Source organism: Paracoccaceae bacterium, from assembly GCA_033344815.1.
In the GTDB taxonomy this organism is placed as follows: domain Bacteria; phylum Pseudomonadota; class Alphaproteobacteria; order Rhodobacterales; family Rhodobacteraceae; genus Roseobacter.
Genome location: JAWPMR010000001.1, coordinates 2213684 through 2235387, shown reverse-complemented (window position 1 = coordinate 2235387; position 21704 = coordinate 2213684). Strand labels below are relative to the sequence as shown.

Here is a 21704-nt window from a genome sequence, read left to right as displayed (position 1 = left end):
TAGGCCCCAGCACAAAGGGCCGCAAAAAGCGGCCCTCATCGTGAATTGCATGGGGTTTAGACCGACATGCAGATATATTTCATCTCAAGGTAATCTTCGATGCCGTGATGGGACCCTTCGCGGCCCAACCCGGATTGTTTCACACCGCCAAAGGGGCCAACTTCGGTCGAAATGATACCCGTGTTCACGCCAACGATCCCGTACTCCAAAGCCTCCGCGACCTTGTAAACGCGGCTCAGGTCTTTGGCATAAAAATAGGACGCCAAACCAAAGATCGTGTCATTGGCCATTGCGATCACCTCGTCCTCGTCCTCAAATTTGAAGAGCGGGGCCAGTGGACCAAAGGTTTCTTCTGTCGCGACCTTCATGTCTTGGGTCACGCCGGTGACAACGGTCGGTTCGAAAAACGTGCCGCCCATTTCATGCGCTTTACCACCTGTCAGGATTGTACCGCCGTGGGCCACCACGTCTTCCATGTGTTCCTTGACCTTTTCAACCGCGTCCTGATTGATGAGTGGCCCCGTGGTGACGCCCTCTGTGAGACCATCGCCGACATTGAGGTTTTCCACGGCGACCTTCAGTTTGGCAGCAAATGCGTCGTATACGCCCGCCTGAACATAGATGCGGTTGGCACAGACGCAGGTCTGGCCATTATTGCGGAACTTACACAACATGGCGCCTTCTACGGCGGCGTCCAGATCGGCGTCATCAAAGACGATGAACGGGGCATTGCCGCCCAACTCCATAGAGCATTTCATGACCTGATCAGCGGCTTGTTTCAGCAAGATGCGACCAACCTCTGTCGATCCGGTAAAGGTCAGTTTGCGTACGGCGGGGTTTTCGCAGAACTCTTTGCCAACGGCAGAGGAGGATGAAGAGGGCACTACGTTAAAGACCCCCGCAGGCACACCGGCACGTTCCGCCAGCACCCCCATCACAATTGCGCTGAGCGGCGTTTCTGCCGCCGGACGTGCAACGAACGCGCAACCAACCGCCAAAGCGGGCGCGGCCTTGCGTGTGATCATGGCGTTGGGGAAATTCCATGGCGTAATCGAGGCTGCGACACCGATGGGTTGTTTCAATACTGTAATGCGTTTGTCGCGTTGATGACCGGGGATGGTTTCGCCGTAAACGCGCTTGGCTTGTTCGCCCATGAATTCGATGAAGCTGGCCCCATAACCGATCTCACCCTTGGCTTCGGCATGCGGTTTGCCCTGTTCCGCCGTCAGGATGGTGGCCAGATCGTCGGCGTTTTCCATCATCAGATCGAACCATTTGCGCATGACGCCGGCGCGTTCCTTACCGGTCCAGGCGGCCCACTCCTTTTGCGCTTGCTCCGCTTGGGCAATGGCACCGGCGACCTGTGCGCGGCTCAGATTGGCCACAGACGCAATCACATCACCGCGCGCGGGGTTCGTTACATCAAACGTTCCGTCATCGCCGTCGACCCACGCGCCGCCGATGTAGGCACGGGTTTCCAAGAGGCTTGGGTCCTTCAACAAGGATTTGAGATCGGTGTTTAGAATATCTTTCATTTCGGGTCCTCCGCGAAAATGGCTGTGGTTCTCAAATCAACTCTGAGTATGATTGTCCAGTTCCGAAAAGAGGAAGATCAAAATGATGCCACTGGACGATGCTTACGCAAATGCCGCTTACATTACTGGGGCTGATGCCTATCCGCCAAGGTGGGAAGCAACCGCCGCGGCATTTCGAACGCGGCTTGGTGCACGGGCCGAGACGGGTCTGGCCTATGGTCCAAGCGCACGGCAGGTGTTTGATTTCTTTAACGCTGAGGGTGTTTCTAAGGGTACATTGATCTTTGTGCACGGCGGGTATTGGAAGGCTTTTGACCGGACGTATTGGTCCCATTTGGCGACAGGCGCGCTGGCGTCCGGGTGGTCCGTTGCGATGCCTGGCTATGATTTATGCCCCGATGTGCGGATTTCGCAGATCACGAAACAAATTGCCGCCGCAGTAACGAAGATCGCGGATCGCACGTTTGAGCCCATCGCACTGGCAGGTCATTCGGCAGGGGGCCATTTGGTGTCGCGGATGATGGATCCTTTGGTGCTGCCCGAACCGGTACGCCGCAGGATCGACCGGATTGCCTCAATTTCCCCGGTTGCTGACCTTGAACCGCTGCTTGAGACGTCAATGAATGAAATATTGCGTTTAGACGCCGAGGAGGCGCGTGCGGAAAGCCTGGCGAGCATGGCGCGACCGGAGGAGGCGAAGGTCAAAATCTGGGTTGGCGCGAATGAACGCCCGGTGTTTCTGGAGCAAGCCGAATTCCAGGCTAAAGCATGGGGCGCACAGCAGGTGATTGTACCGGGCAAACACCATTTTGACGTGATCGATGCTCTTGAAAATCCGGCAAGCGATATGGTCCGGTTTCTAACTGGGCAATAACACTTGATCGCACGCGGTGAATCGACCATGGGTTAAACAGGTTGCGGGCGATGGCGTCGCCCCTGTTATGCCTTGATACGTCCTGAACGCCGGGACCTTTCTGAACAAGGAGGGTCTGACATGACCGCCCAAAATATCGCCAACCGTCCGGAAATGTACCGATACCACAACGGTGAAAAATCACCGCTTCCGTTTGAAGCCGGTGAATATGAAACGCGCCTGACCGAGTTGCGCGAACGCATGGAAGCTATTGGGGCCTCGGCGGCTGTGTTCACGTCGATGCACAATATCGCGTATTATTCGGGTTTTTTGTATTGCGCGTTCGGGCGTCCTTACGGATTGGTTGTGACGGCCACGGATGCGGTCACGATCAGCGCGGGCATTGATACAGGACAACCCTGGCGTCGCAGCTTTGCCGACAATATTACCTATACCGACTGGCAGCGCGATAATTTCTGGCGCGCGGTGGCATCTGTTGCGGGCAAAAATGCAATCATCGGGTATGAAGGCGACCACCTGACACTAATGCAGCGCGATAAACTCGAAGAGTTCCTGAACCCACTGACGATGGTGGATCTGTACGAAACGACAATGCGTCAGCGGATGCATAAATCCGAGGCCGAGATCGCGTTAATCCGTCACGGCGCTCAGGTGGCCGATGTGGGGGGCTATGCCATTCGCGATGCGATCAAGGCAGGTGTTCGCGAAATTGACGTGGCCATGGCAGGGCGTGATGCGATGGAACTGGAAATCGCTAAACGCTTCCCGGATGCGGAATACCGCGACACGTGGGTGTGGTTCCAATCGGGCCTGAATACGGACGGGGCGCATAACCCGGTGACGGGACGAGTCCTGCAACGGGGCGATATTCTGTCGCTGAACACATTTCCCATGATTTCAGGATACTACACCGCTTTGGAACGCACCCTATTCGTCGGCGAGGTGGACCCCGCAAGCCTGAAGATCTGGGAAGCCAATGTTGCGGCCCATGAATACGGGATGAGTCTCTTGCAGCCCGGAGCGTCCTGCGCGGCAATCACAAATAAAATTAATGAGTTCTTTGCCGAGCGCGACCTGCTGCAGTATCGGACTTTTGGATATGGCCACTCCTTTGGCGTTCTTAGCCATTACTATGGTCGCGAGGCCGGATTGGAGTTGCGCGAGGACATCGACACGGTTCTGGAACCCGGCATGGTCATCTCGATGGAGCCAATGTTGACCCTTGCGGCCGATCAGCCCGGCGCAGGCGGGTACCGTGAACACGATATTTTGGTGATCGAAGAGGACGGCAATGAAAACATCACCGGATATCCCTATGGCCCCGAATTCAATGTTGTAGGCTGATTGAGGGTCCCGCAGTGCGTTTCGTGTGCTGTGGGACCGACACCGGGGTCACCCCGGCCTCTGGCAATTTTTGACCTTTGAGGATTCGGCGTTTCGAGTTTCAGAGGTTTTGTCGCTGCGATTGGAATTGACCTTTCCAAAACAGACCACATTTGAAAAGACAGGCGCACGTCTTAAGCACGCGTGATACTATTTGGCTTGACGTGCGTTATAACGATAGCAAGACGCAGAGACAGGGAGACCGTAATGTTCGCACTGGCACGTTTGCTGGGAATGGGCTTCGTCGTTTTGACGATTGTCTATATATGCCTGTCCTTCTATTCACGTGCTGTCAGACGCGGTAAACTGGAAGCAGAGTGGGATGAAAACCGCGGACCGGGCAATCGGGAAAGCTTTGTGAAAGCTGGTCTGAGGGAATACGATGGCTCGTTGCGTCGCAAATTAATTCTGGGCGTCTATGTGATCCCGACAATCGCGGTCTGCCTGCTCATCTATTTTACGAATTTCGCCTGAGAAAGGGTCTGTTATGTTTTACGTCAAATGGGTTTTCATAATCTTGCTCTGGGCACTGATTGCGTCGGTGTTTCATTACACATTGCCTCAGGTAGATATCGTTCGGGTTACGGACACTTATGAGAAAAGAATTGACCCCGGCGAAAATCGCCTTTTCTGGGCGCAGGCGGATGTGGGGACCAATGCAAATGCCACAAGTCGAGATGTGTTTTTTATTCAATCCCGGCGCGTGGACGACAAGGTCATGGTGTACCGGAACGAAGACACAGGTTGGGGTTGGCCGCCGTATTTCAAATTCGATACCTCTAACCTTCAGGCCGAGGCGGCGGATGCCAAATCAACTTCGGCTGCGCCTCAATACGTCGCGATTCGACACTATGGATGGCGCATAGAGTTCTTCACGATCTTCCCAAATGCTATTTCGCTGTGGCCGGTGGATGGTCCGGACGCCAGTAAACCTTTGCCTTGGATGAACATCCTTATTTTGGGTGGTTTGGCTGTGCTTTTTGGCGCAATTTGGGTGCGCTGGCGGCGCTTCAGACAAGCCCGGATCGATCCAAAACTCGAAGAGATGCAAGACAGTTGGGAAGCGGCAGAAGACAATATGGCGGAAAAGCGTAACCGTCTGCGCCGTTGGTGGGCCGCCAAACGTCGAGGGTATTAGGCTTTTGCCAACATACGACCCAGCGGTCTCCCACCCAAAATGTGAACGTGAAGATGGGGTACTTCCTGCACGCCGTCTGCCCCCGCATTGGAGATCAGTCGAAAACCGTCGCCAGCTACCAGTGACACGCCTTCTTGGCGACACACTTCGCCAATCGCGCGGGTAAAGTCGACAATCTCGGCGTTGGACGCTTCGGCGGCAAAATGATCATAGCTGACATAAGGTCCTTTCGGAATGACCAGCACATGTGTCGGTGCCTGTGGATACAAATCCCGAAATGCAAGGCAGTGCTCCGTTTCCAGGACAGTGGTGTTCGGGATCTCACCGCGCAGAATTTTGGCGAAGATGTTCTGGTCGTCATAGGCGTAACTCATAGGGTCTCCTTGAGCGTCAAATTGATGTTTTTCGTGCGCGATGTACTTTTGGGGCATCCTGCGAGATAGATTGCATTTTGTCCAAGGGCTTGATGGAGGCATCTGGCCAGCCCGCATTTGAATGCTGAAATTTCTAGCAGGGCTCGGTGGGTGCACAGCTTAGATCAAAGAAACCATCCTGACATACTTCCGAAGGGCGCTTTTTATCATCCGTAGGTGTAAAAAAGTAAGGTTTGAGCCTCAGCGAGAATTATATTCGCGAAATTTTCAGGTGGTTTTTCCAGCCCCCAACTTTTCCTAAAAGTTCGGGATCATTCCAGAATGGTTGCATTTGCGCCTCTTGTGACAAGAACGACTTGATGAAATCCATAAGAACTTTTTGCGACAGTTAGTACTTGGAGTTCTAGGTCCCGTTAGAAAGTAGCCCGTATCGGAAAGAACGTTGCAATGGATTCCTGCACAGGGCCAATATTGTCCGAACTGCCACATGTGGCGTTCTACCAATGTTGGTCGCGGACCTTTCGGGAATGAACCATCGCAAAAGCCGTCTCCGGACGCTTAATCCCCCGTCTGCAAACTGGCGCTCAGCGGATTGGATTGGAGCGAAATCTGAACCGAAACAAGCGATTGGTCGCTCTGTTCAAGAGCCGCCGAAAGGGCCGAGCACGCTGGTTCGATGGTCTACTTGAAAGATGTGATTGTAGAGTTGAGCGACCCATTGTTTGCCCTCCATCGTTTGTTCCAGATGGCCCAACGCGGGTCCAATTAGGGGCTGAACCTGCGACCAGAAAAAGTCCGGGAATTTTTCCATCAGATCCACTGCGCTTTGATACCCCAGCTGTTCTGCCATCCCGGTTTCCTTGAATTCGAGGAACAAGGCTCCGATTTTGCGGTGGTAAAAGGGATCGGCCATTTGGCCAATCAAGTCTGCAGCGCGCACCAGGGCGGGTTCGCTGGAAGTTGAATGATAATATTCATCTTCGGGTACCGGAAAACGCGTGTAATCAATCGCTTTGGCAATGCGCTCCTGATCGATGAAGGTCGAGTCAGAAAACCGACGGCGCGCATACATCATACCGCGCTCCACATGATAGGGTGCCAGAAATGCGTCTGAAGCACCGCGCGGAGGCGTTATAGTGTTGCCTTTGGCGTCAATCACCACATCAATCGCTCCATCGCCCTCACAGATATCTCGCAGATAACCGATATCATGCAGAAGCAATGCGATGATGTAGTGCAGCCAGTCACGGGGTTGGATCGCTTCTGTCACCAATCTGCCACGCATAATTTGCTGACCAACAAGCGTGACCATTATCGTATGTTCGGCGTTGTGGTAAAGGGCATCTGAGTTTGCCAGACGTTCCAGAACCATCTTTGCGCACCCATTGATGTAGGCCGCGTATTGCGGATCGCGGCCGGAAAAGTAATCAAGAAAGGTCTCCGACAAGTGGTCTCCAAAAGAGGATGCCAATGTGGCTGTCGGATTAAACATCATGGTCTCCGGTCAGGTATGATGCATTTGTCATACACCATTCTGAACGCTGCGCCTATCCGGGGCTTTTGTGACCACTTGGACACGCGCAGGCTCGTGGGTTGCACGAGGCCCAGTCTACGCCTACATCTGGCACCATGGCCCAAGTGAAATCCGCATCCAAGTCCGATCCCAATTACAAGGTGGTCGCCGAAAATCGGCGGGCGCGTTTTGACTATGAAATTGAGGATGATGTTGAATGCGGGATCATTCTGGAAGGATCTGAAGTGAAGTCTCTGCGTTCAGGGGGGGCGAATATTGCCGAAAGCTATGCCGCTGTCGAAGACGGGGAGCTTTGGTTGGTCAACAGCTATATTGCCCCATATAAACAGGCCAAGACATTTCAGCACGAGGAGCGCCGCCGCCGCAAATTGCTCATTTCGCGCAAACAACTGTCTGATTTTTGGAACGCCACTCAACGCAAAGGCCTGACGCTTGTGCCTCTGGTGCTGTACTTCAATCATCGCGGCATGGCGAAGATAAAAATTGGTGTCGCCAAGGGTAAAAAGTTGCACGACAAACGCGAAACGGCTGCAAAACGTGACTGGTCGCGGCAAAAATCCCGCCTCATGAAAGATCACGGATGATCCAAGGTGGCCTAAATCCCACCTTACCCACCTGTCATGTCTGGAGCGGTATGAAGCAGGGTACGCTTTAGGATACTTCTCCGGTCCAACTGGGCTTGATACCACAGCCTGCTGGCGTTACCCAGAGGCATATCAATGCTGCGGGGCCTGTCATGACCAATGATCCAAAAACACTGGTGTCTACTTCTTGGTTGGCCCAGCATTTGAAAGACCCGGACTTACGGGTTCTAGACGGCTCGTGGTACCTTCCCGATGCAGGGCGTGATCCGCGCGCGGAGTATGAGGCCGAGCACATACCTGGTGCACGGTTTTTCGACATCGAGGATGTTTCAGACAATCGGTCAGATTTGCCGCATATGGCGCCACCTGTCGAGAAATTCATGTCACGCCTGCGGGCTATGGGCATCGGCGACGGTCATCAGGTCGTCGTCTATGATGGTGCGGGGCTTCTTTCTGCGGCCCGTGTTTGGTGGTTGTTTCGTCTGATGGGTCAGGAAAATGTAGCCGTTCTTGATGGAGGTTTTCCCAAATGGAAATCTGAAGGCCACGCGCTCGAAGATATGCCGCCTGTCATTCGAGACCGTCATATGACCGTTCGGGTGCAGAATCAGCTGGTGCGTGACGTCACTCAGGTATCATCAGCTGCCAAACTGGGGGATCACGTCATTGTAGACGCGCGTGCCGCCACCCGGTTTCGCGGCGAGTCCCCCGAACCGCGTGAGGGGCTGCGTGCTGGTCACATTCCGGGGTCGCGTAATGTGCCATACACAAGCCTCTTGAATGCGGACAAGACGATGAAAGACCCGCAAACCTGTCGCGCGATTTTTGAAGCGGCCGGTGTCGATCTGAACAAACCGATCATTACCTCTTGTGGATCTGGCGTGACGGCCGCTGTTCTTGCGCTCGCGCTGGAGCGTATGGGTCACAAGAACTGGTCTCTTTACGATGGGTCCTGGGCCGAATGGGGTATGTTCCCGACCGTCCCTGTTGCAACCGGAGAAGCGTGATGTTTGAAACACTGCAAAACCGCCCTGCCGACGGCATTCTTGCCCTGATGCAGATGTACAAGGACGATCCGCGCCAAACAAAAATCGATTTGGGCGTCGGTGTTTATAAAGACTCATCTGGATTGACGCCCATAATGGGTGCTATCAAATCTGCTGAAAAACAGCTGTGGGAAGAGCAGGATACCAAGGTCTACACGGGTCTTGCCGGCGATCCTGCTTTTGCGGATGCGATGATCGAGCTTGTTTTAGCGCAGGCGGTCAAACGCGAAAATATTGCTGCTGTCGCTACGCCAGGTGGAACGGGTGCCGTGCGTCAGGCATTCGAACTCATTCGATTGGCACGGCCAGAGGCGCGCGTGTTCGTTTCAGACCCGACCTGGCCCAATCACATTTCGATCCTGAACTACCTTGACATAAAAATCATGCGCTACCGTTATTTCGACGAAGAAAGCCGCGGTGTCGATTTTACTGGCATGATCGAGGACATCAAGAAAGCCAAGCCGGGTGATGTGGTCCTCCTGCATGGGTGCTGCCATAATCCAACGGGTGCAAACCTGAACATGACGGAATGGCGCGCTGTTGTGGATGTTTTGAACGAAACCGGTGCCGTGCCAATGATCGACATCGCGTATCAGGGGTTTGGCGATGGTCTGCAAGAAGACGCCGCACCTACGCGATTGGTCGCCTCATCGGTTCCGGAATGCCTGATTGCGGCGAGTTGCTCCAAGAACTTTGGCATCTACCGTGAACGCACTGGCCTGTTGATGGCGCTTAGCCAGAACACCGAAGCACGAAAATTGCATCAAGATACTTTGGCGTTTCTGAACCGGCAAAATTTTTCGTTTCCGCCTGATCACGGCGCGCGTCTTGTGACGATGATTCTGAATGATGCCGAATTGCGCGCGAATTGGATGGCAGAGTTAGAGGAGGTCAGAAACTCCATGTTGGGTCTGCGCAGCCAATTGGCAGCCGAGTTACAGCGTTTGTCCGGCTCTGATCGGTTTGGCTTTATTGCTCAGCATCGTGGCATGTTCTCGCGGTTGGGTACCACACCGGAAAAGGTCGAGCAGATGCGCGAACAAAACGGGATCTATATGGTGTCCGACAGCCGCATGAATATCGCTGGGTTGAATGCCCATACCGTGCCAATCCTTGCGAAGGCGATTATCGACGCGGGCATTTAAAGCGGAAGCATTCAAAGTTCGGACCAGTGCATTCCTGTCCGCTTAAAAGAAAGAACCCGGGCATTTAAGCCCGGGTTCGCTCGTTTTTCTGAGGTGAAGACTTACCCTTTCGAGAACTCCGGGTAGGCTTCCATCCCGAGCTCGCTTGTGTCCAGACCATTGATCTCGGCTTCTTCGCTGACCCGGATACCCATCGTCGCTTTGAGGATGAACCAGAGGATCAGTGATGCGACAAAGGTGAAGACACCATAAGCGACGATCCCTGTGAGCTGCGTCATAAGGCTCGCGTCGCCGTAGAAAATCACGGCAATCGTGCCCCAGATACCCGCAAGCAGGTGGACGGGAATTGCACCGACAACGTCGTCGATCTTGAACTTGTCAAGCATTGGCACGGCCAACACGACGATGATACCACCCACTGCACCGATCCAGAGCGCCCCAAAGAGCGTCGGTGCCAGAGGTTCAGCAGTGATGGAGACCAACCCCGCCAAAGCGCCGTTGAGCACCATTGTAAGGTCGACCTTTTTATACATCATCTGGGTCATGATCAGGGCCGCAACTGAACCGGCAGCCGCCGCCATGTTGGTGTTCGCAAAGATACGCGATACATCGGAGATATCGCCGACAGTGCCAGCAGCCAACTGCGAGCCGCCGTTAAAGCCGAACCAACCGAGCCACAGGATGAATGTCCCCAAGGTCGCAAGTGCCAAGTTGGAGCCAGGAAACGGGTTCACGCGCCCGTCTTTCCCGTATTTGCCAATCCGTGGGCCAAGTACGATGGCACCTGCAAGAGCTGCCCAGCCACCAACTGAGTGTACAACTGTGGAACCTGCAAAGTCGGAGAAGCCGGCTTCAGACAACCAGCCGCCGCCCCACTGCCAGGACCCGGAAATGGGGTAAAAGACGCCGGTGAGCACGATGACGAAGATCAGGAAAGGCCAGAGCTTGATGCGTTCAGCCAAAGCACCTGAAACGATTGACGCAGTCGCAGCAACGAACACAAGCTGGAAGAAGAAGTCCGAACCGATAGAAGCATAGTCCAGTGCGGCGTCTGCGGCGGCGATGCCAACAGGGTCAAGCACAGTCTGGGAGAAGAACGGGCCGACCCAACCGGAGATGGTCCAGCCGTCACCCGGATACATCAAGTTGAAGCCAATGAGCCAGTACATGATGGCGGCGAAAGAGAATAGAGAGATGTTTTTTGTCAACTGCATCGCCACGTTTTTGGAACGCACGAGGCCCGCTTCAAGCATGGCAAATCCAGCGGCCATGAAGAATACGAGGAAGCCAGCCATCAAGAACAAAAGCGTTGTCATGATGTAGGGGCCAATTTCGTCAAATCCGGGCGCTGCGTCTTGCGCCAGCGCCAGCGACGGCAGCGCAACCAGCGCAGCGGCGGCAGCTAAAGTCTTAAAATGTGTCATAGTGAGTATCCCTGTTTGTGAAGTGCCGCTTCACAGCGCGTCTTCGTTGGTTTCGCCGGTACGGACACGGACAGCCTGATCAACATTCAGGACGAAGATCTTTCCGTCGCCGATTTTGCCCGTATGTGCGGTCTTGGTGATTGTCTCGACCACTTGATCGACGGCGCTTGCCGCAACAACGATTTCAATTTTGACCTTTGGCACAAAATTCACGGCGTATTCCGCGCCGCGATAAATTTCTGTATGGCCTGACTGAGAGCCAAACCCCTTGATCTCGGTCACCATCATGCCGCGCACACCGGCTTCGGTCAGTGCTTCACGCACTTCCTCCAGCTTGAACGGCTTGATTGTTGCAATGATGAGTTTCACCTCGTGTCCCCTTAACTTGGCAGAGTTCTCTGCAATGTTTGCGCATGCAGAAAACGCCATCGCCCGGCGAACATGGAAGATTCACAGTCCTGACCCGTTGAGATTTCGAAGTCGCATGATTAAAAAATGAGCGAAATACCAAAAATGCATAAAAAGTAATCAAATAATTGATGATCTTTCTGTGCAAGACGATCTCAACAATCTTGATCAGGCGCGCTACACTACGTCTAACAAAATTGGGCCGGGCAGGTTCTTCATGAGTGATTCACGTAAAGGCAAGCGACCGTTGGTCGCGGATAAGCGCTATGCTGCGCCGTCCAGGAAGGCGCGCAAATCGCCTGCCAAATCAACGGCCAAACCCAAGGCCAAGCCACGCAAGACCGCGCGCCGCAAAGCACCGGCGAAGCGCCGAGGTGGCATCATCGGTTTCTTCCAAAGAATTGTGCGCTGGATCCTGCGTTTGATCTGGCGCATTACATGGCGAATTGGCGCAGTGGTATGTATTTTGCTCGGACTTGCCGTTGGCTATTACTATACCACTTTGCCTGATGTGAACGACTTGCTGGATGGTCGCGCACGGGGCTCGGTGACCTTGCTGGATGATCAGGGTCGCGTCTTCGCTTGGCGCGGAGATCAGTTTGGTGGTGTGGTCACGGCAGAGACCGTATCGCCGCACCTGAGAAACGCGATTGTAGCCACCGAAGACAAACGCTTCTATCGCCATTTTGGGCTCAGTCCGCGGGGGATTGCGGGCGCTATGCGCATCAATCTGAGTGAAGGACGTGGCCCGTTGTCCGGGCATGGCGGCTCAACGATCACGCAACAGGTGTCCAAACTGTTGTGCCTTGGCGTGCCTTATGATCCGACCACACAGAGCGAAGCGGAATACGAAGCGGAATGCCGGCGCGGGACCATCAAGCGCAAGGCTTCTGAGGCAATCTATGCGCTGGCGATGGAGGCCAAGTATTCCAAGAATGACATCCTGACGATCTATATGAACCGCGCCTTTCTGGGGGCGGGCGCGCGGGGGTTTGAAGCCGCCAGCCAGCGCTATTTCGGTAAGTCTGCGGCGAATCTGAACCCAGCGGAATCTGCGATGCTGGCCGGCTTATTGGTGGCGCCCACGCGTTTTGCGCCCACCAATGACCTGACCAGATCGCAAGGGAGGGCGGCGACAATTGTCCGGCTGATGAACGAACAGGGGTATCTGTCGGATGCCGAAGCGCGCGAGGCGCAAGACAACCCGGCTGAATTGTCTGAAGCCGCTGAAGCGCGTGCGGGGGGGTATTTTGCCGACTGGGTGATGTCATCCGGCCCCGAATTTTTCACCCGCAAGACGACTGAGGATGTGATCATCAAGACAACGCTGGATCAGCGCATACAAAGTGCGGCGGATGAGGCGATGCAGTGGGTATTTGAAAACAAGATCCGTGAGGGCAGCAAAGCGCAAGCGGCAATCGTGGTGATGTCTGCCGATGGTGCGGTGAGGGCTATGGTGGGAGGGCGCAAGGCGAAAGTTGTTGGCGCCTTCAATCGGGCGGTACAAGCCAAACGTCAGACAGGGTCTGCATTCAAACCATTCGTTTATGCTGCGGCACTGGATCTGGGCTATTCGCCCAATGACACGGTAACGGATGAACCCCTGACCATTGATATCCCTGGATCAGGCCCTTGGTCTCCGCGCAACTATACCAACAAGTTTTATGGCAAAGTGTCGCTGACGCGCGCCTTGCAGGACAGTCTGAACATCCCAGCGGTAAAGGTTTCCGAATTTGTGGGACGCGACCTCGTGCGGCAAGTGGCAAGCGAGTTTGGGTTGGACAGCGATCTGGCGGCAGGTCCTGCTCTGGCATTGGGCGCGTCTGAGAGCACGTTGATTGAAATGACCGGAGCGTATGCGGGTATTCTGAACGGTGGCTCCTCCGTCATCCCTTATGGCTTGGTGGAGCTACGATTGCTGGGCGATAATGAACCCCTGATGGGGACCGGTGGCGGGATCGGGGAGCGGGTTATTCAAGACACGGCGGCACGTCAGTTGGTTTACATGATGGAGAAGGTCGTTTCAGAGGGAACCGGGAAGCGTGCCCAATTTGGCGATCGTGAGCTGGCGGGTAAGACCGGGACCACTCAAGCAGCGCGGGACGCATGGTTTGTTGGTTTTTCAGCAGATTACGTGGCTGGTGTGTGGATGGGATATGATGACAACACACCCTTGACAGGCGTCACCGGTGCCGGGTTGCCTGCCGAGATCTGGCGCGAGACGATGATGCGAGTGCATGAGGGTGTGCCGCTCAAACCGCTGCCCAGTGTCACGCCCTCTCAGGCGGGCGAAACGCGTGACACCGGCGGAGGGCAGCAAGGCGACGGCGGCGCTGTCGGCATTCTCGAAGGTCTGCTGCGCGATATTCTAGGTGGCGGTGGTGATGGCGCACGCGCGCCCAACGTTAAGGGCGAGGATCGCTGACACTGGTGTCAGCGGATCCACTAGCTGGTTTTTTTGAGGTCTGCGATCAAAGCGTTGAGATTGCCGCCCCGGCTATCGAGCATGGAGCCAATTTCATTGCGTTCCGTGAGCAATAGATTCACACCTTCGATGTAGATGTTGAAAAACTTGTCGCGTCCGGATTTGTCGGACACATGGAATGCCACTTCGAAAGGCCCATCGCCCCGCAGGTACGCCAGCGTCTTGATTTCATAACCGGCTTTGATCTGGCGGGCTGATTGAACCTCGACGCGCCCCCCGACGAAATCACGGAACTGTTTGCCATATTTGCGGGCGATGTATCCCGTGAACGCATCATTGAAGGCTCTTTTTTGGGATGCCGATGCGGAGCGCCCATCCGCACCCAGGGCATATTGTGCCATGATGTTAACATCAGCGTACCGCACGAAGAGTTTCTCGAACTCTCGCAGAATCGCCACGTCCGACTTGCCGGACGAAATGACCCGGTCGATGTCGGCAACGACTTGATCCACAAGCCTGCGCGCGGCGTCTTCTGTCAAGGCAAACGCCTGATTTGTGCCTAGCAAAGAAACCGCGGCCGCACTCAGAATGAAATTTCGGCGATTGAAGTTACTCAGCATAGGGGTCCTCGTAAGGGTCGGTGGAAAAGGGATCCGTGTCATTGGCCGCGTCCTGTCCCAATTCAAAGCGGCGGTTCTGAAGGTAGATCAGGCGTGACTGTGAATAGCTGTCGGCGCTTTCATACAATACGGAATCGAAGCTGTCACTGAAACGCTCGCGGTCATTCAATGCCGCAACGCCTTTTGAGGCTGGCGGTATGATCCGGGCGTCGCCATCAATGGTGCTAAAGGTCAGCGGGTTGGTGAAGAAATCTACAACCAGACCGGTCGTGGCGCGCTGCGTCGACGGACCAAGGAAAGGCAGTTCGATGTAGGCACCTTCGCCGACACCCCAAACTGCCAGTGTTTCGCCGAAATCGGTGGTGTGGGCCGGAATATTCAGCTCATCGGCCGCATCAAAGAATCCAGCGAGACCAATGGTGGTGTTCATTATGAAACGCACCGTCGCAAGACCGGTGCCGCGCAAATCGCCTTGCAAAAGGCTATTGATAGCAACCCCAGGCATATCCAGGTTTTCAGAGAAGTTATTGATGGTGTTCCGCATTTCTACGGGCACAACGCCGTATCCTTGCGACACAGGCCGGAACACGTTCTTATCAAAGCCCTTGTTGAAGCTGTGAATTTTGCGGTTCTGCGTTTCATAGGGGTCATTGATCCCATCCGAGCGTGTTGCGACATCCTGAGAAGTGGCACACGCACTTATGGAAAGAACTGCTGCCAACAGCACGGCGAGGCGCATCGGAGGCTTCGTTTGGTGGGAAAAAGACACTGGGAGGATCCTGTGAGAAATTTTGACTGTACGTAATTGTTTTTCGGGAGATGCCTAGGGGGCAAAGGTTAGGAAATAGTATCATGTGGCCGCAACGCGACATCGAGACCTTAACGTCTAAATGCCTGAAAGGTCCACAATCTGTGCGGTAAATTAAAACCTGTAAGCGGAAATGCGTCTACTTCGCAATCAAAACCTTCCTTAGAAACAGGGAGCAACTGCAAAATACGATGTTCTCCTCTCAATAAAGTGATCTTCAAGCCGTGTCTAACGGCTATTGATCTGGTTGTAAGTCAGCAGACACAGGGGAACCAGAGTGCTGGATATGCCTTTCGCTTTGGCTAGCACATAGTGCATTTGAAAAGCGAAATTGCACCTCTGAAAAGAATGCGTCATTAAAAGTGGAAAACGTAACGCCGATCTCACCAAAAGGATACTGAAATGAGTTTTGCTTCCCGTCTCGCCGAATTGGGCGTCACCTTGCCGGACGCCCCTGCACCAGCGGCCAACTATGTGCCTTTTGTAAAATCCGGCACCACGCTTTATGTGTCGGGGCAAATCTCGAACGGTCCGGACGGGCTCGTGACAGGTAAATTAGGCGCTGACATGAAAACCGAAGATGGCGCCGCAGCTGCACGCCTTTGCGCGATCAGTTTGCTTGCGCAGGTCAAGGCCGCCTGTGGCGGGGACATTGATGGTTTGGTCCGCGTGATCAAACTAACCGGATTTGTGAACTCGACCGCTGATTTTACTGATCAACCAAAGGTCATCAATGGCGCTTCCGACTTTCTGGTTGAAGCTTTGGGCGATGCGGGCCGTCATTCGCGATCTGCTGTTTCGGCGGCCTCCTTGCCGCTTGGCGTTGCAGTTGAAATCGAAGGTATCTTCGAGATCAAATGAAGGTCGCTCTGCCTCAAGCCTTCCTGACGACGCCAATTGCACATCGCGCCTTGCATGATGTGGCGAAGGGGCGTCCCGAAAACAGCCGCGCGGCCATCCGTGCGGCGATTTCGGCCGGTTACGGTATTGAGATCGACGTCCAGCAAAGTTCGGATGCGCAGGCCATGGTTTTCCATGACTACGCCTTGGACCGTCTGGCAGATGCTACAGGTCCAATTCGAGCGCAGACAAAAGATGCCTTGTGCCAGACACCTTTGCGCGGAGGGGATGAAGGCATTCCAGATCTTGTCGCGGTTCTGGAGCTGGTGGCCGGCCAAGTCCCCTTGCTGATCGAGATCAAGGATCAGGACGGCGCAATGGGACAGGATGTCGGGCCGCTGGAAAGGGCTGTAGCCCAGGCGTTGAAAGGGTACCCGGGTCCCGTTGCGGTCATGTCCTTCAATCCAAATTCGGTAAGACTCATGGCGGAGTTGTGCCCGGGTATTGCGCGTGGGTTGGTAACTGAATCCTTCGCGGAAAAAAATTGGAACTTACCTCTTGAAACGCGCGAACATCTGCGGAACATCCCCGATTATGAAAAGGCAGAATGCAGTTTCATCAGTCACGACATCGACGACCTTGATCGTGCGCGTGTGGCCGACCTGAAATCACAAGGCGCTGCTGTTCTGTGTTGGACAGTCAAATCGCCGCAACAAGAGGCGTGCGCACGCAAAATTGCGCAAAATATTACCTTTGAACGCTACCTCGCGGCCTTTCCCGCTTGAACCTGCGCATGAGTGCTACAGGTTAGACATGGCAGGGTAAGGGGCGATGCAGCAACAGGAATTTGAAATACGGATCATTCCGTCGTTACGCGAGATCGCTGCGCGTGACTGGGATGCTTGCGCCTGCCCAGAGGCGGTTGACGGTGCGCGACCAAACGATCCTTTCACGACATACCGGTTCCTCAGCGCTTTGGAGGAAAGCGGATCCGTGGGCGCGGGTACTGGCTGGCAGCCGCAATACCTGACAGCATATGCTGATGATCAGCTTATCGGAGTCGCCCCGATGTATGTTAAATCGCATAGTCAGGGCGAGTATATTTTCGATCACAACTGGGCGCATGCCTATGAGCGCGCAGGCGGCCGTTACTATCCCAAATTGCAGATTGCCGTGCCTCATACGCCCGCCACGGGACGGCGTCTGCTGGTGCGCCCGGGGTTTGAGGACGCAGGGCGCGCGGCGTTGATCCAAGGTGCCGTGCAACTCGCGGATAACAACAATATTTCGTCGCTTCATTTGACGTTTTGCACCGAAGACGAGGCCGAGAGTGGTGAGGCACTTGGCCTGATGCGCCGCAAAACCCAACAGTTCCATTGGCGTAACGATGGTTATGCCGACTTTGACGGGTTTCTTGCCACGTTAAGTTCACGCAAGCGTAAGAACATCCGTAAGGAGCGCGCCCAAGCACAGCGTTTCGGCGGCGATATCCACACATTCTCAGGCGACGACTTAAAGCCCGAACACTGGGATGCCTTTTGGCAGTTCTATCAGGATACGGGTGCGCGCAAATGGGGCACACCCTATTTGACACGCAAGTTTTTTGACATCGCACAAGAGACGCTGCGTGATGACATGGCCTTGGTTTTGGCTGAACGGGACGGGCGCTGGGTGGCGGGCGCGTTGAATTTCATCGGAGCTCGGGCGCTCTATGGCCGTTACTGGGGATGTAGTGAACATCATCCGTGCCTGCACTTCGAGCTTTGCTATTACCGTGCCATCGATATCGCCATCGAACAGGGGTTATCCAGGGTAGAGGCGGGTGCACAGGGTGAACACAAACTTGCGCGCGGTTATTTGCCGACGCCGACTTGGTCCTTGCATTGGGTGAATGATGCAGGTTTTGCCGGTGCCATAGACAGTTATCTCAAAGCAGAACGCGACGCTGTGGATGAAGAGATCAACGTGTTAACAGAATACGGCCCATTTAAACGGGCAGAAATCGAGGAACAGGAATGACCGAAAAATTGAGCGAAGAAACGCGAGGACCCTTGCTGGAGCCCCTCTTTGCCGCTGGCTGGGAGATGGTCGACGGACGGGATGCCCTAAAGAAAACCTTTGTTTTCAAGAATTTTGTTGAAGCTTTCGGGTGGATGACCCGCGCGGCAATCTGGGCTGAAAAATGGGACCATCACCCTGAATGGCACAATGTGTACAAGACGGTAGAAGTCGTGTTGACCACGCATGATGTCGGTGGCATCAGCGCGCTCGACGCAAAACTTGCACGAAAAATGGACAGCCTCGCGGAGTAAGCAATGGACGATTTACTAAATACTGAAATCTGGCAGGGAAATACGCTGGCGGATCTTCTGACGCTGGAATTTCTTCTGGGCGCGGCGGGCTCCGTTTTTGCCGCCGTTGCCATCCTTTTTGTGGGCTGGACGATCTCGGCATGGCTACAACGGCGCGTAAAGGCCTTGGGGAGCAAAAACGCGCATCTGGATGACATGCTTTTCGACTTTCTTGCGTCGATCGTGCGTTACATTGTTCTGGGTTTCACATTCCTCTTTGTTCTCAATACCTTTGGCGTTCAAACCACATCCGTTGTTGCAATCATCGGTGCGGCGGGCCTTGCCATCGGTCTGGCTTTGCAAGGGACGCTCTCAAACATCGCAGCGGGCGTGATGTTGATCCTGTTTCGTCCAATTAAACTGGGTGATTTCGTGGATGTGGGCGGGACGCTGGGAAGCGTCAAGGCGATCACACTGAATTTTACAGAGCTTGCGGATATGAGCAATGTTCAGGTCATCATTCCAAACTCGCAAGTTTGGGGCAATGTCATCACCAATTACTCCAGTAATTCAACGCGACGCGCCGAGTGGACGTTTGGGGTTGGTTACGGTGTTAATCTGGCCGAGGCCGAGAAAATAATCTTCGACACGATTATGGCTGATCCACGCTCCAAGTCCGATCCCGAACCCTTTATCCAAGTGAATAATCTGGGTGCCAGTTCAGTCGATTTTCTTGTGCGCGTCTGGGTCGAAGCGTCGGAATTCTTTGCCTATCAGGCAGATATGAAACGTGCAGTCAAAGAGGCACTGGATGCGGGGAACATCGACATTCCGTTTCCAACGACAACGATCGTTCAAGCGTCCTGAAGTGGGAAACCCTGATGAAAAGGCCCGGAACGTTTGTTCCGGGCCTTTCGCGTTTTACATATTGTCCAGAAGCGCTTCGCCAGCAGATACTTCGCACACGCCGGGACTTTCTTCGGGCTGAAGCAGGGTTACCTTACCGTTTTCAACCAGCATCGCATAGCGTTTGGAGCGTGCAAGCAACCCAGCAGGTGGCGCGTCGAAGTCCATGCCAATGGCCTTGGTAAAGGAACTATCCGCATCGCCCAACATGGTGATACCGGCTGCGGCAGCCCCTGTCGCCTCGCCCCAGGATTTCATGACGAACGGGTCGTTGACCGACACGCATATGATTTCGTCTACACCTTTGGCATCAAACTGATCCTTGGTGCGTACAAAGCTCGGGACATGCGCGGAGTGGCAGGTCGGGGTATAAGCGCCCGGCACTGCAAAAATGACGACCTTGCGATCTTTGGTTTTGTCCGCAAGAGATACAGGCGCTGGTCCTTCCGCGCCCATTTCCATCAAAGTTGCGTCGGGAAGTTGGTCGCCTTGTGAAATCGTCATGTGATACGCCTTTCTTGCAATTGCGTTTGTCGTTGTCGTGGATATAGGCTGCGGCGTTGGTCAGGACCAGAAGATTTCGTTAATAAAGGGGGCAGTATGCGCCACATCGTTGTGATCGGGGCCGGGCAGGCGGGTGCCTCTTGTGTGGCAAAGCTGCGAAACAGCGGTTGCGAGGATCAGATCACTCTCATCGGTGCAGAACCGGTTTTGCCCTATCAACGCCCCCCTTTGTCCAAGGCGTACTTGATGGGAGACATGACTTTAGAGCGTCTCTACCTGCGTCCTGCTGCCTTTTACGCGGATCACGCAATTACCCTGCGGATGGATGAGACGGTTACTGGGATTGACCCTGAGGCGAAAACAGTGGCGCTTGGCAACGAAACGCTGCAGTACGACGATCTTGTGCTGACCACCGGATCCGTGCCGCGTCGCTTGCCGGACAGCATTGGGGGCAATCTGGATGGGGTCTTTGTGGTGCGCGATCTGCAGGACGTGGACGCGATGGCACCGCGCTTTCAGGCGGGCAAAAAAGTCCTTATCGTCGGCGGTGGGTACATTGGGCTTGAGGCGGCTTCAGTCGCGGCCAAACTGGGTTTGAAAGTCACGCTGGTGGAAATGGCTGAGCGTATTTTGCAACGTGTCGCGGCCCCTCAGACGAGTGACTATTTTCGCGCGCTGCACCAATCACACGGTGTCGAAATCCTGGAAGGCGTGGGGCTGGAGCGTTTGACCGGCGAAGGTGCGGTAACCGGTGCCACGTTAAGCAATGGGGTTAAGCTGGACGCGAATTTTGTCATCGCTGGCGTTGGGATCGGCCCGGCGACGGCCTTAGCCGAAAATGCAGGGTTGGATCTGGAGAATGGCATAAAGGTTGATGCTCAGGGGCACACGTCCGATCCGCATATCTGGGCTGCCGGAGATTGTACGTCGTTGCCCTATCAAGGGGGTCGCATCCGATTGGAGAGTGTCCCGAACGCGATTGAGCAAGCAGAGACCGTGGCAGAAAACCTGATGGGGGCCGCAAAGTGCTATGTCGCAAAACCGTGGTTCTGGTCTGACCAATACGATGTAAAACTGCAGATCGCGGGACTAAACAGCGGATATACAGATGTGGTGAGCCGGGTAGGAGACGGGCAGACGGCCTCTTTCTGGTACTATCGCGGCGATGAATTGATCGCCGTGGATGCCATGAACGACCCGCGTGCATATATGATCGGCAAACGTCTGATTGAGGCTGGTAAAACGGCGGATCCAGCTCTTGTGGCGGATGCTTCTGCAGACCTCAAACCGCTCTTGAAAGCGTGAGGATCATCGCAGGACACTACCGTGGCACGGCCCTAGCAAGCGTGGGAAAAGGGGATCGATCTGCGCATCTGCGCCCCACAACAGATCGGGTTCGTGAAAGCCTGTTCAGCGTTCTCACTCATCACGATGTCATTGCGGGAGCCCGGGTATTGGATCTGTTTGCCGGTACAGGCGCGTTGGGGCTGGAAGCCCTTTCTCGGGGCGCTGAGTTTGTCACATTCGTTGATGACGGCCGCGCGTCCCAAAGCCTCATTCGTCAAAACATCGCCAAATTGCAGGTCGGGGGCAGCAGTCAAATTCTTCAACGCGATGTGCGGCACTTACCGCAGTGTAACTTTGACCCGTACAACCTGGTTTTTCTCGACCCGCCCTATGGGAAAGGTCTTGGTGTCAAAGCGCTCATCCATGCGGATAGCTCGGGTTGGCTGGCTCCTGACGCTTTTGTCGTCTGGGAAGAAGCCGAAGCAATGCCGGCCCCACATGGATTTCGTCCTGTGGATCAACGGAAATATGGCGATACGCACATAACCTTATTGTCGAAACTACTGGAGTGATGTGTT

23 protein-coding genes are annotated in these 21704 nt (G+C 54.6%); 15 read left to right on the top strand and 8 right to left on the bottom strand.

Going from position 1 to position 21704, the window contains the following annotated elements; all coding sequences use genetic code 11:
* Nucleotides 1-56: 56 nt before the first annotated feature.
* Complete coding sequence (locus tag R8G34_10445) at nucleotides 57-1535, bottom strand: NAD-dependent succinate-semialdehyde dehydrogenase (protein MDW3223289.1); 1479 nt, start codon at nucleotides 1533-1535, stop codon at nucleotides 57-59.
* 85 nt (nucleotides 1536-1620) lie between these two features.
* On the opposite strand from R8G34_10445, the gene R8G34_10440 reads away from it, so the two are divergent.
* From R8G34_10440 to R8G34_10425, 4 genes are all read left to right on the top strand, one after another.
* The gene (locus R8G34_10440; GenBank protein MDW3223288.1) at nucleotides 1621-2409 is read left to right on the top strand and encodes an alpha/beta hydrolase; all 789 of its coding nucleotides are present in this window, start codon (nucleotides 1621-1623) and stop codon (nucleotides 2407-2409) included.
* Between the two features lie 120 nt (nucleotides 2410-2529).
* A complete protein-coding gene (locus R8G34_10435) occupies nucleotides 2530-3753 on the top strand; it encodes an aminopeptidase P family protein (GenBank protein MDW3223287.1) in 1224 nt (407 codons plus the stop codon).
* Between the two features lie 246 nt (nucleotides 3754-3999).
* Nucleotides 4000-4266 (top strand): hypothetical protein, encoded by a 267-nt coding sequence (locus R8G34_10430; protein MDW3223286.1) that lies wholly within the window; start codon nucleotides 4000-4002, stop codon nucleotides 4264-4266.
* 13 nt (nucleotides 4267-4279) lie between these two features.
* Entirely contained in the window at nucleotides 4280-4930 is a 651-nt protein-coding gene (locus tag R8G34_10425) for a DUF1523 family protein (protein ID MDW3223285.1), read from the top strand.
* Here R8G34_10425 and R8G34_10420 read toward each other — a convergent pair.
* On the bottom strand, nucleotides 4927-5304 hold the full coding sequence (locus tag R8G34_10420) for a histidine triad nucleotide-binding protein (protein MDW3223284.1): 378 nt from the start codon (nucleotides 5302-5304) through the stop codon (nucleotides 4927-4929). The two genes, R8G34_10425 and R8G34_10420, sit on opposite strands and share 4 nt — an antisense overlap.
* A gap of 640 nt (nucleotides 5305-5944) precedes the next feature.
* On the bottom strand, nucleotides 5945-6796 hold the full coding sequence (locus R8G34_10415) for a hypothetical protein (GenBank protein ID MDW3223283.1): 852 nt from the start codon (nucleotides 6794-6796) through the stop codon (nucleotides 5945-5947).
* A gap of 137 nt (nucleotides 6797-6933) precedes the next feature.
* Here R8G34_10415 and smpB point away from each other — a divergent pair, with 137 nt between their 5' ends.
* From smpB to R8G34_10400, 3 genes are all read left to right on the top strand, one after another.
* Complete coding sequence (smpB, locus tag R8G34_10410; protein ID MDW3223282.1) at nucleotides 6934-7422, top strand: SsrA-binding protein SmpB; 489 nt, start codon at nucleotides 6934-6936, stop codon at nucleotides 7420-7422.
* A gap of 152 nt (nucleotides 7423-7574) precedes the next feature.
* Entirely contained in the window at nucleotides 7575-8429 is an 855-nt protein-coding gene (gene sseA, locus R8G34_10405; protein ID MDW3223281.1) for a 3-mercaptopyruvate sulfurtransferase, read from the top strand.
* Nucleotides 8429-9613, top strand: a complete 1185-nt coding sequence (locus R8G34_10400) for an amino acid aminotransferase (protein MDW3223280.1) — start codon at nucleotides 8429-8431, stop codon at nucleotides 9611-9613. Before sseA ends, R8G34_10400 begins: the two co-directional genes overlap by 1 nt.
* Nucleotides 9614-9714: 101 nt before the next feature.
* On the opposite strand, the gene R8G34_10395 is transcribed toward R8G34_10400, so the two are convergent.
* A complete protein-coding gene (locus tag R8G34_10395; GenBank protein MDW3223279.1) occupies nucleotides 9715-11037 on the bottom strand; it encodes an ammonium transporter in 1323 nt (440 codons plus the stop codon).
* A 30-nt stretch (nucleotides 11038-11067) separates the two neighbouring features.
* Nucleotides 11068-11406 carry a P-II family nitrogen regulator gene (locus R8G34_10390; protein MDW3223278.1) on the bottom strand — a complete coding sequence of 113 codons (339 nt, stop codon included), beginning with the start codon at nucleotides 11404-11406 and terminating at the stop codon, nucleotides 11068-11070.
* 256 nt (nucleotides 11407-11662) lie between these two features.
* Here R8G34_10390 and R8G34_10385 point away from each other — a divergent pair, with 256 nt between their 5' ends.
* The gene (locus R8G34_10385; protein ID MDW3223277.1) at nucleotides 11663-13870 is read left to right on the top strand and encodes a PBP1A family penicillin-binding protein; all 2208 of its coding nucleotides are present in this window, start codon (nucleotides 11663-11665) and stop codon (nucleotides 13868-13870) included.
* Between the two features lie 20 nt (nucleotides 13871-13890).
* Here R8G34_10385 and R8G34_10380 read toward each other — a convergent pair whose 3' ends face one another.
* Both R8G34_10380 and R8G34_10375 read right to left on the bottom strand, forming a co-directional pair.
* Nucleotides 13891-14490, bottom strand: coding sequence for an ABC transporter substrate-binding protein (locus tag R8G34_10380; protein MDW3223276.1), 600 nt, complete (start codon nucleotides 14488-14490; stop codon nucleotides 13891-13893).
* The gene (locus R8G34_10375; protein MDW3223275.1) at nucleotides 14480-15217 is read right to left on the bottom strand and encodes a VacJ family lipoprotein; all 738 of its coding nucleotides are present in this window, start codon (nucleotides 15215-15217) and stop codon (nucleotides 14480-14482) included. The genes R8G34_10380 and R8G34_10375 overlap by 11 nt, the downstream gene beginning before the upstream one ends.
* 483 nt (nucleotides 15218-15700) lie before the next feature.
* On the opposite strand from R8G34_10375, the gene R8G34_10370 reads away from it, so the two are divergent.
* The 5 genes from R8G34_10370 to R8G34_10350 are packed head-to-tail and all read left to right on the top strand — an operon-like array spanning nucleotide 15701 to nucleotide 19296.
* Nucleotides 15701-16159, top strand: a complete 459-nt coding sequence (locus R8G34_10370; protein MDW3223274.1) for a RidA family protein — start codon at nucleotides 15701-15703, stop codon at nucleotides 16157-16159.
* Nucleotides 16156-16923, top strand: a complete 768-nt coding sequence (locus R8G34_10365; GenBank protein ID MDW3223273.1) for a glycerophosphodiester phosphodiesterase family protein — start codon at nucleotides 16156-16158, stop codon at nucleotides 16921-16923. The genes R8G34_10370 and R8G34_10365 overlap by 4 nt, the downstream gene beginning before the upstream one ends.
* 46 nt (nucleotides 16924-16969) lie before the next feature.
* Nucleotides 16970-18157, top strand: coding sequence for a GNAT family N-acetyltransferase (locus R8G34_10360; GenBank protein MDW3223272.1), 1188 nt, complete (start codon nucleotides 16970-16972; stop codon nucleotides 18155-18157).
* The gene (locus R8G34_10355; protein MDW3223271.1) at nucleotides 18154-18450 is read left to right on the top strand and encodes a 4a-hydroxytetrahydrobiopterin dehydratase; all 297 of its coding nucleotides are present in this window, start codon (nucleotides 18154-18156) and stop codon (nucleotides 18448-18450) included. Before R8G34_10360 ends, R8G34_10355 begins: the two co-directional genes overlap by 4 nt.
* A gap of 3 nt (nucleotides 18451-18453) precedes the next feature.
* Complete coding sequence (locus R8G34_10350) at nucleotides 18454-19296, top strand: mechanosensitive ion channel (GenBank protein MDW3223270.1); 843 nt, start codon at nucleotides 18454-18456, stop codon at nucleotides 19294-19296.
* Between the two features lie 54 nt (nucleotides 19297-19350).
* On the opposite strand, the gene R8G34_10345 is transcribed toward R8G34_10350, so the two are convergent.
* A complete protein-coding gene (locus tag R8G34_10345) occupies nucleotides 19351-19839 on the bottom strand; it encodes a peroxiredoxin (protein ID MDW3223269.1) in 489 nt (162 codons plus the stop codon).
* 96 nt (nucleotides 19840-19935) lie between these two features.
* Here R8G34_10345 and R8G34_10340 point away from each other — a divergent pair, with 96 nt between their 5' ends.
* Both R8G34_10340 and rsmD read left to right on the top strand, forming a co-directional pair.
* Nucleotides 19936-21144: an FAD-dependent oxidoreductase gene (locus R8G34_10340; protein MDW3223268.1), complete on the top strand. Its 1209-nt coding sequence runs from the start codon at nucleotides 19936-19938 to the stop codon at nucleotides 21142-21144.
* Nucleotides 21141-21698 (top strand): 16S rRNA (guanine(966)-N(2))-methyltransferase RsmD, encoded by a 558-nt coding sequence (gene rsmD, locus R8G34_10335; protein MDW3223267.1) that lies wholly within the window; start codon nucleotides 21141-21143, stop codon nucleotides 21696-21698. Before R8G34_10340 ends, rsmD begins: the two co-directional genes overlap by 4 nt.
* Nucleotides 21699-21704: the final 6 nt, after the last annotated feature.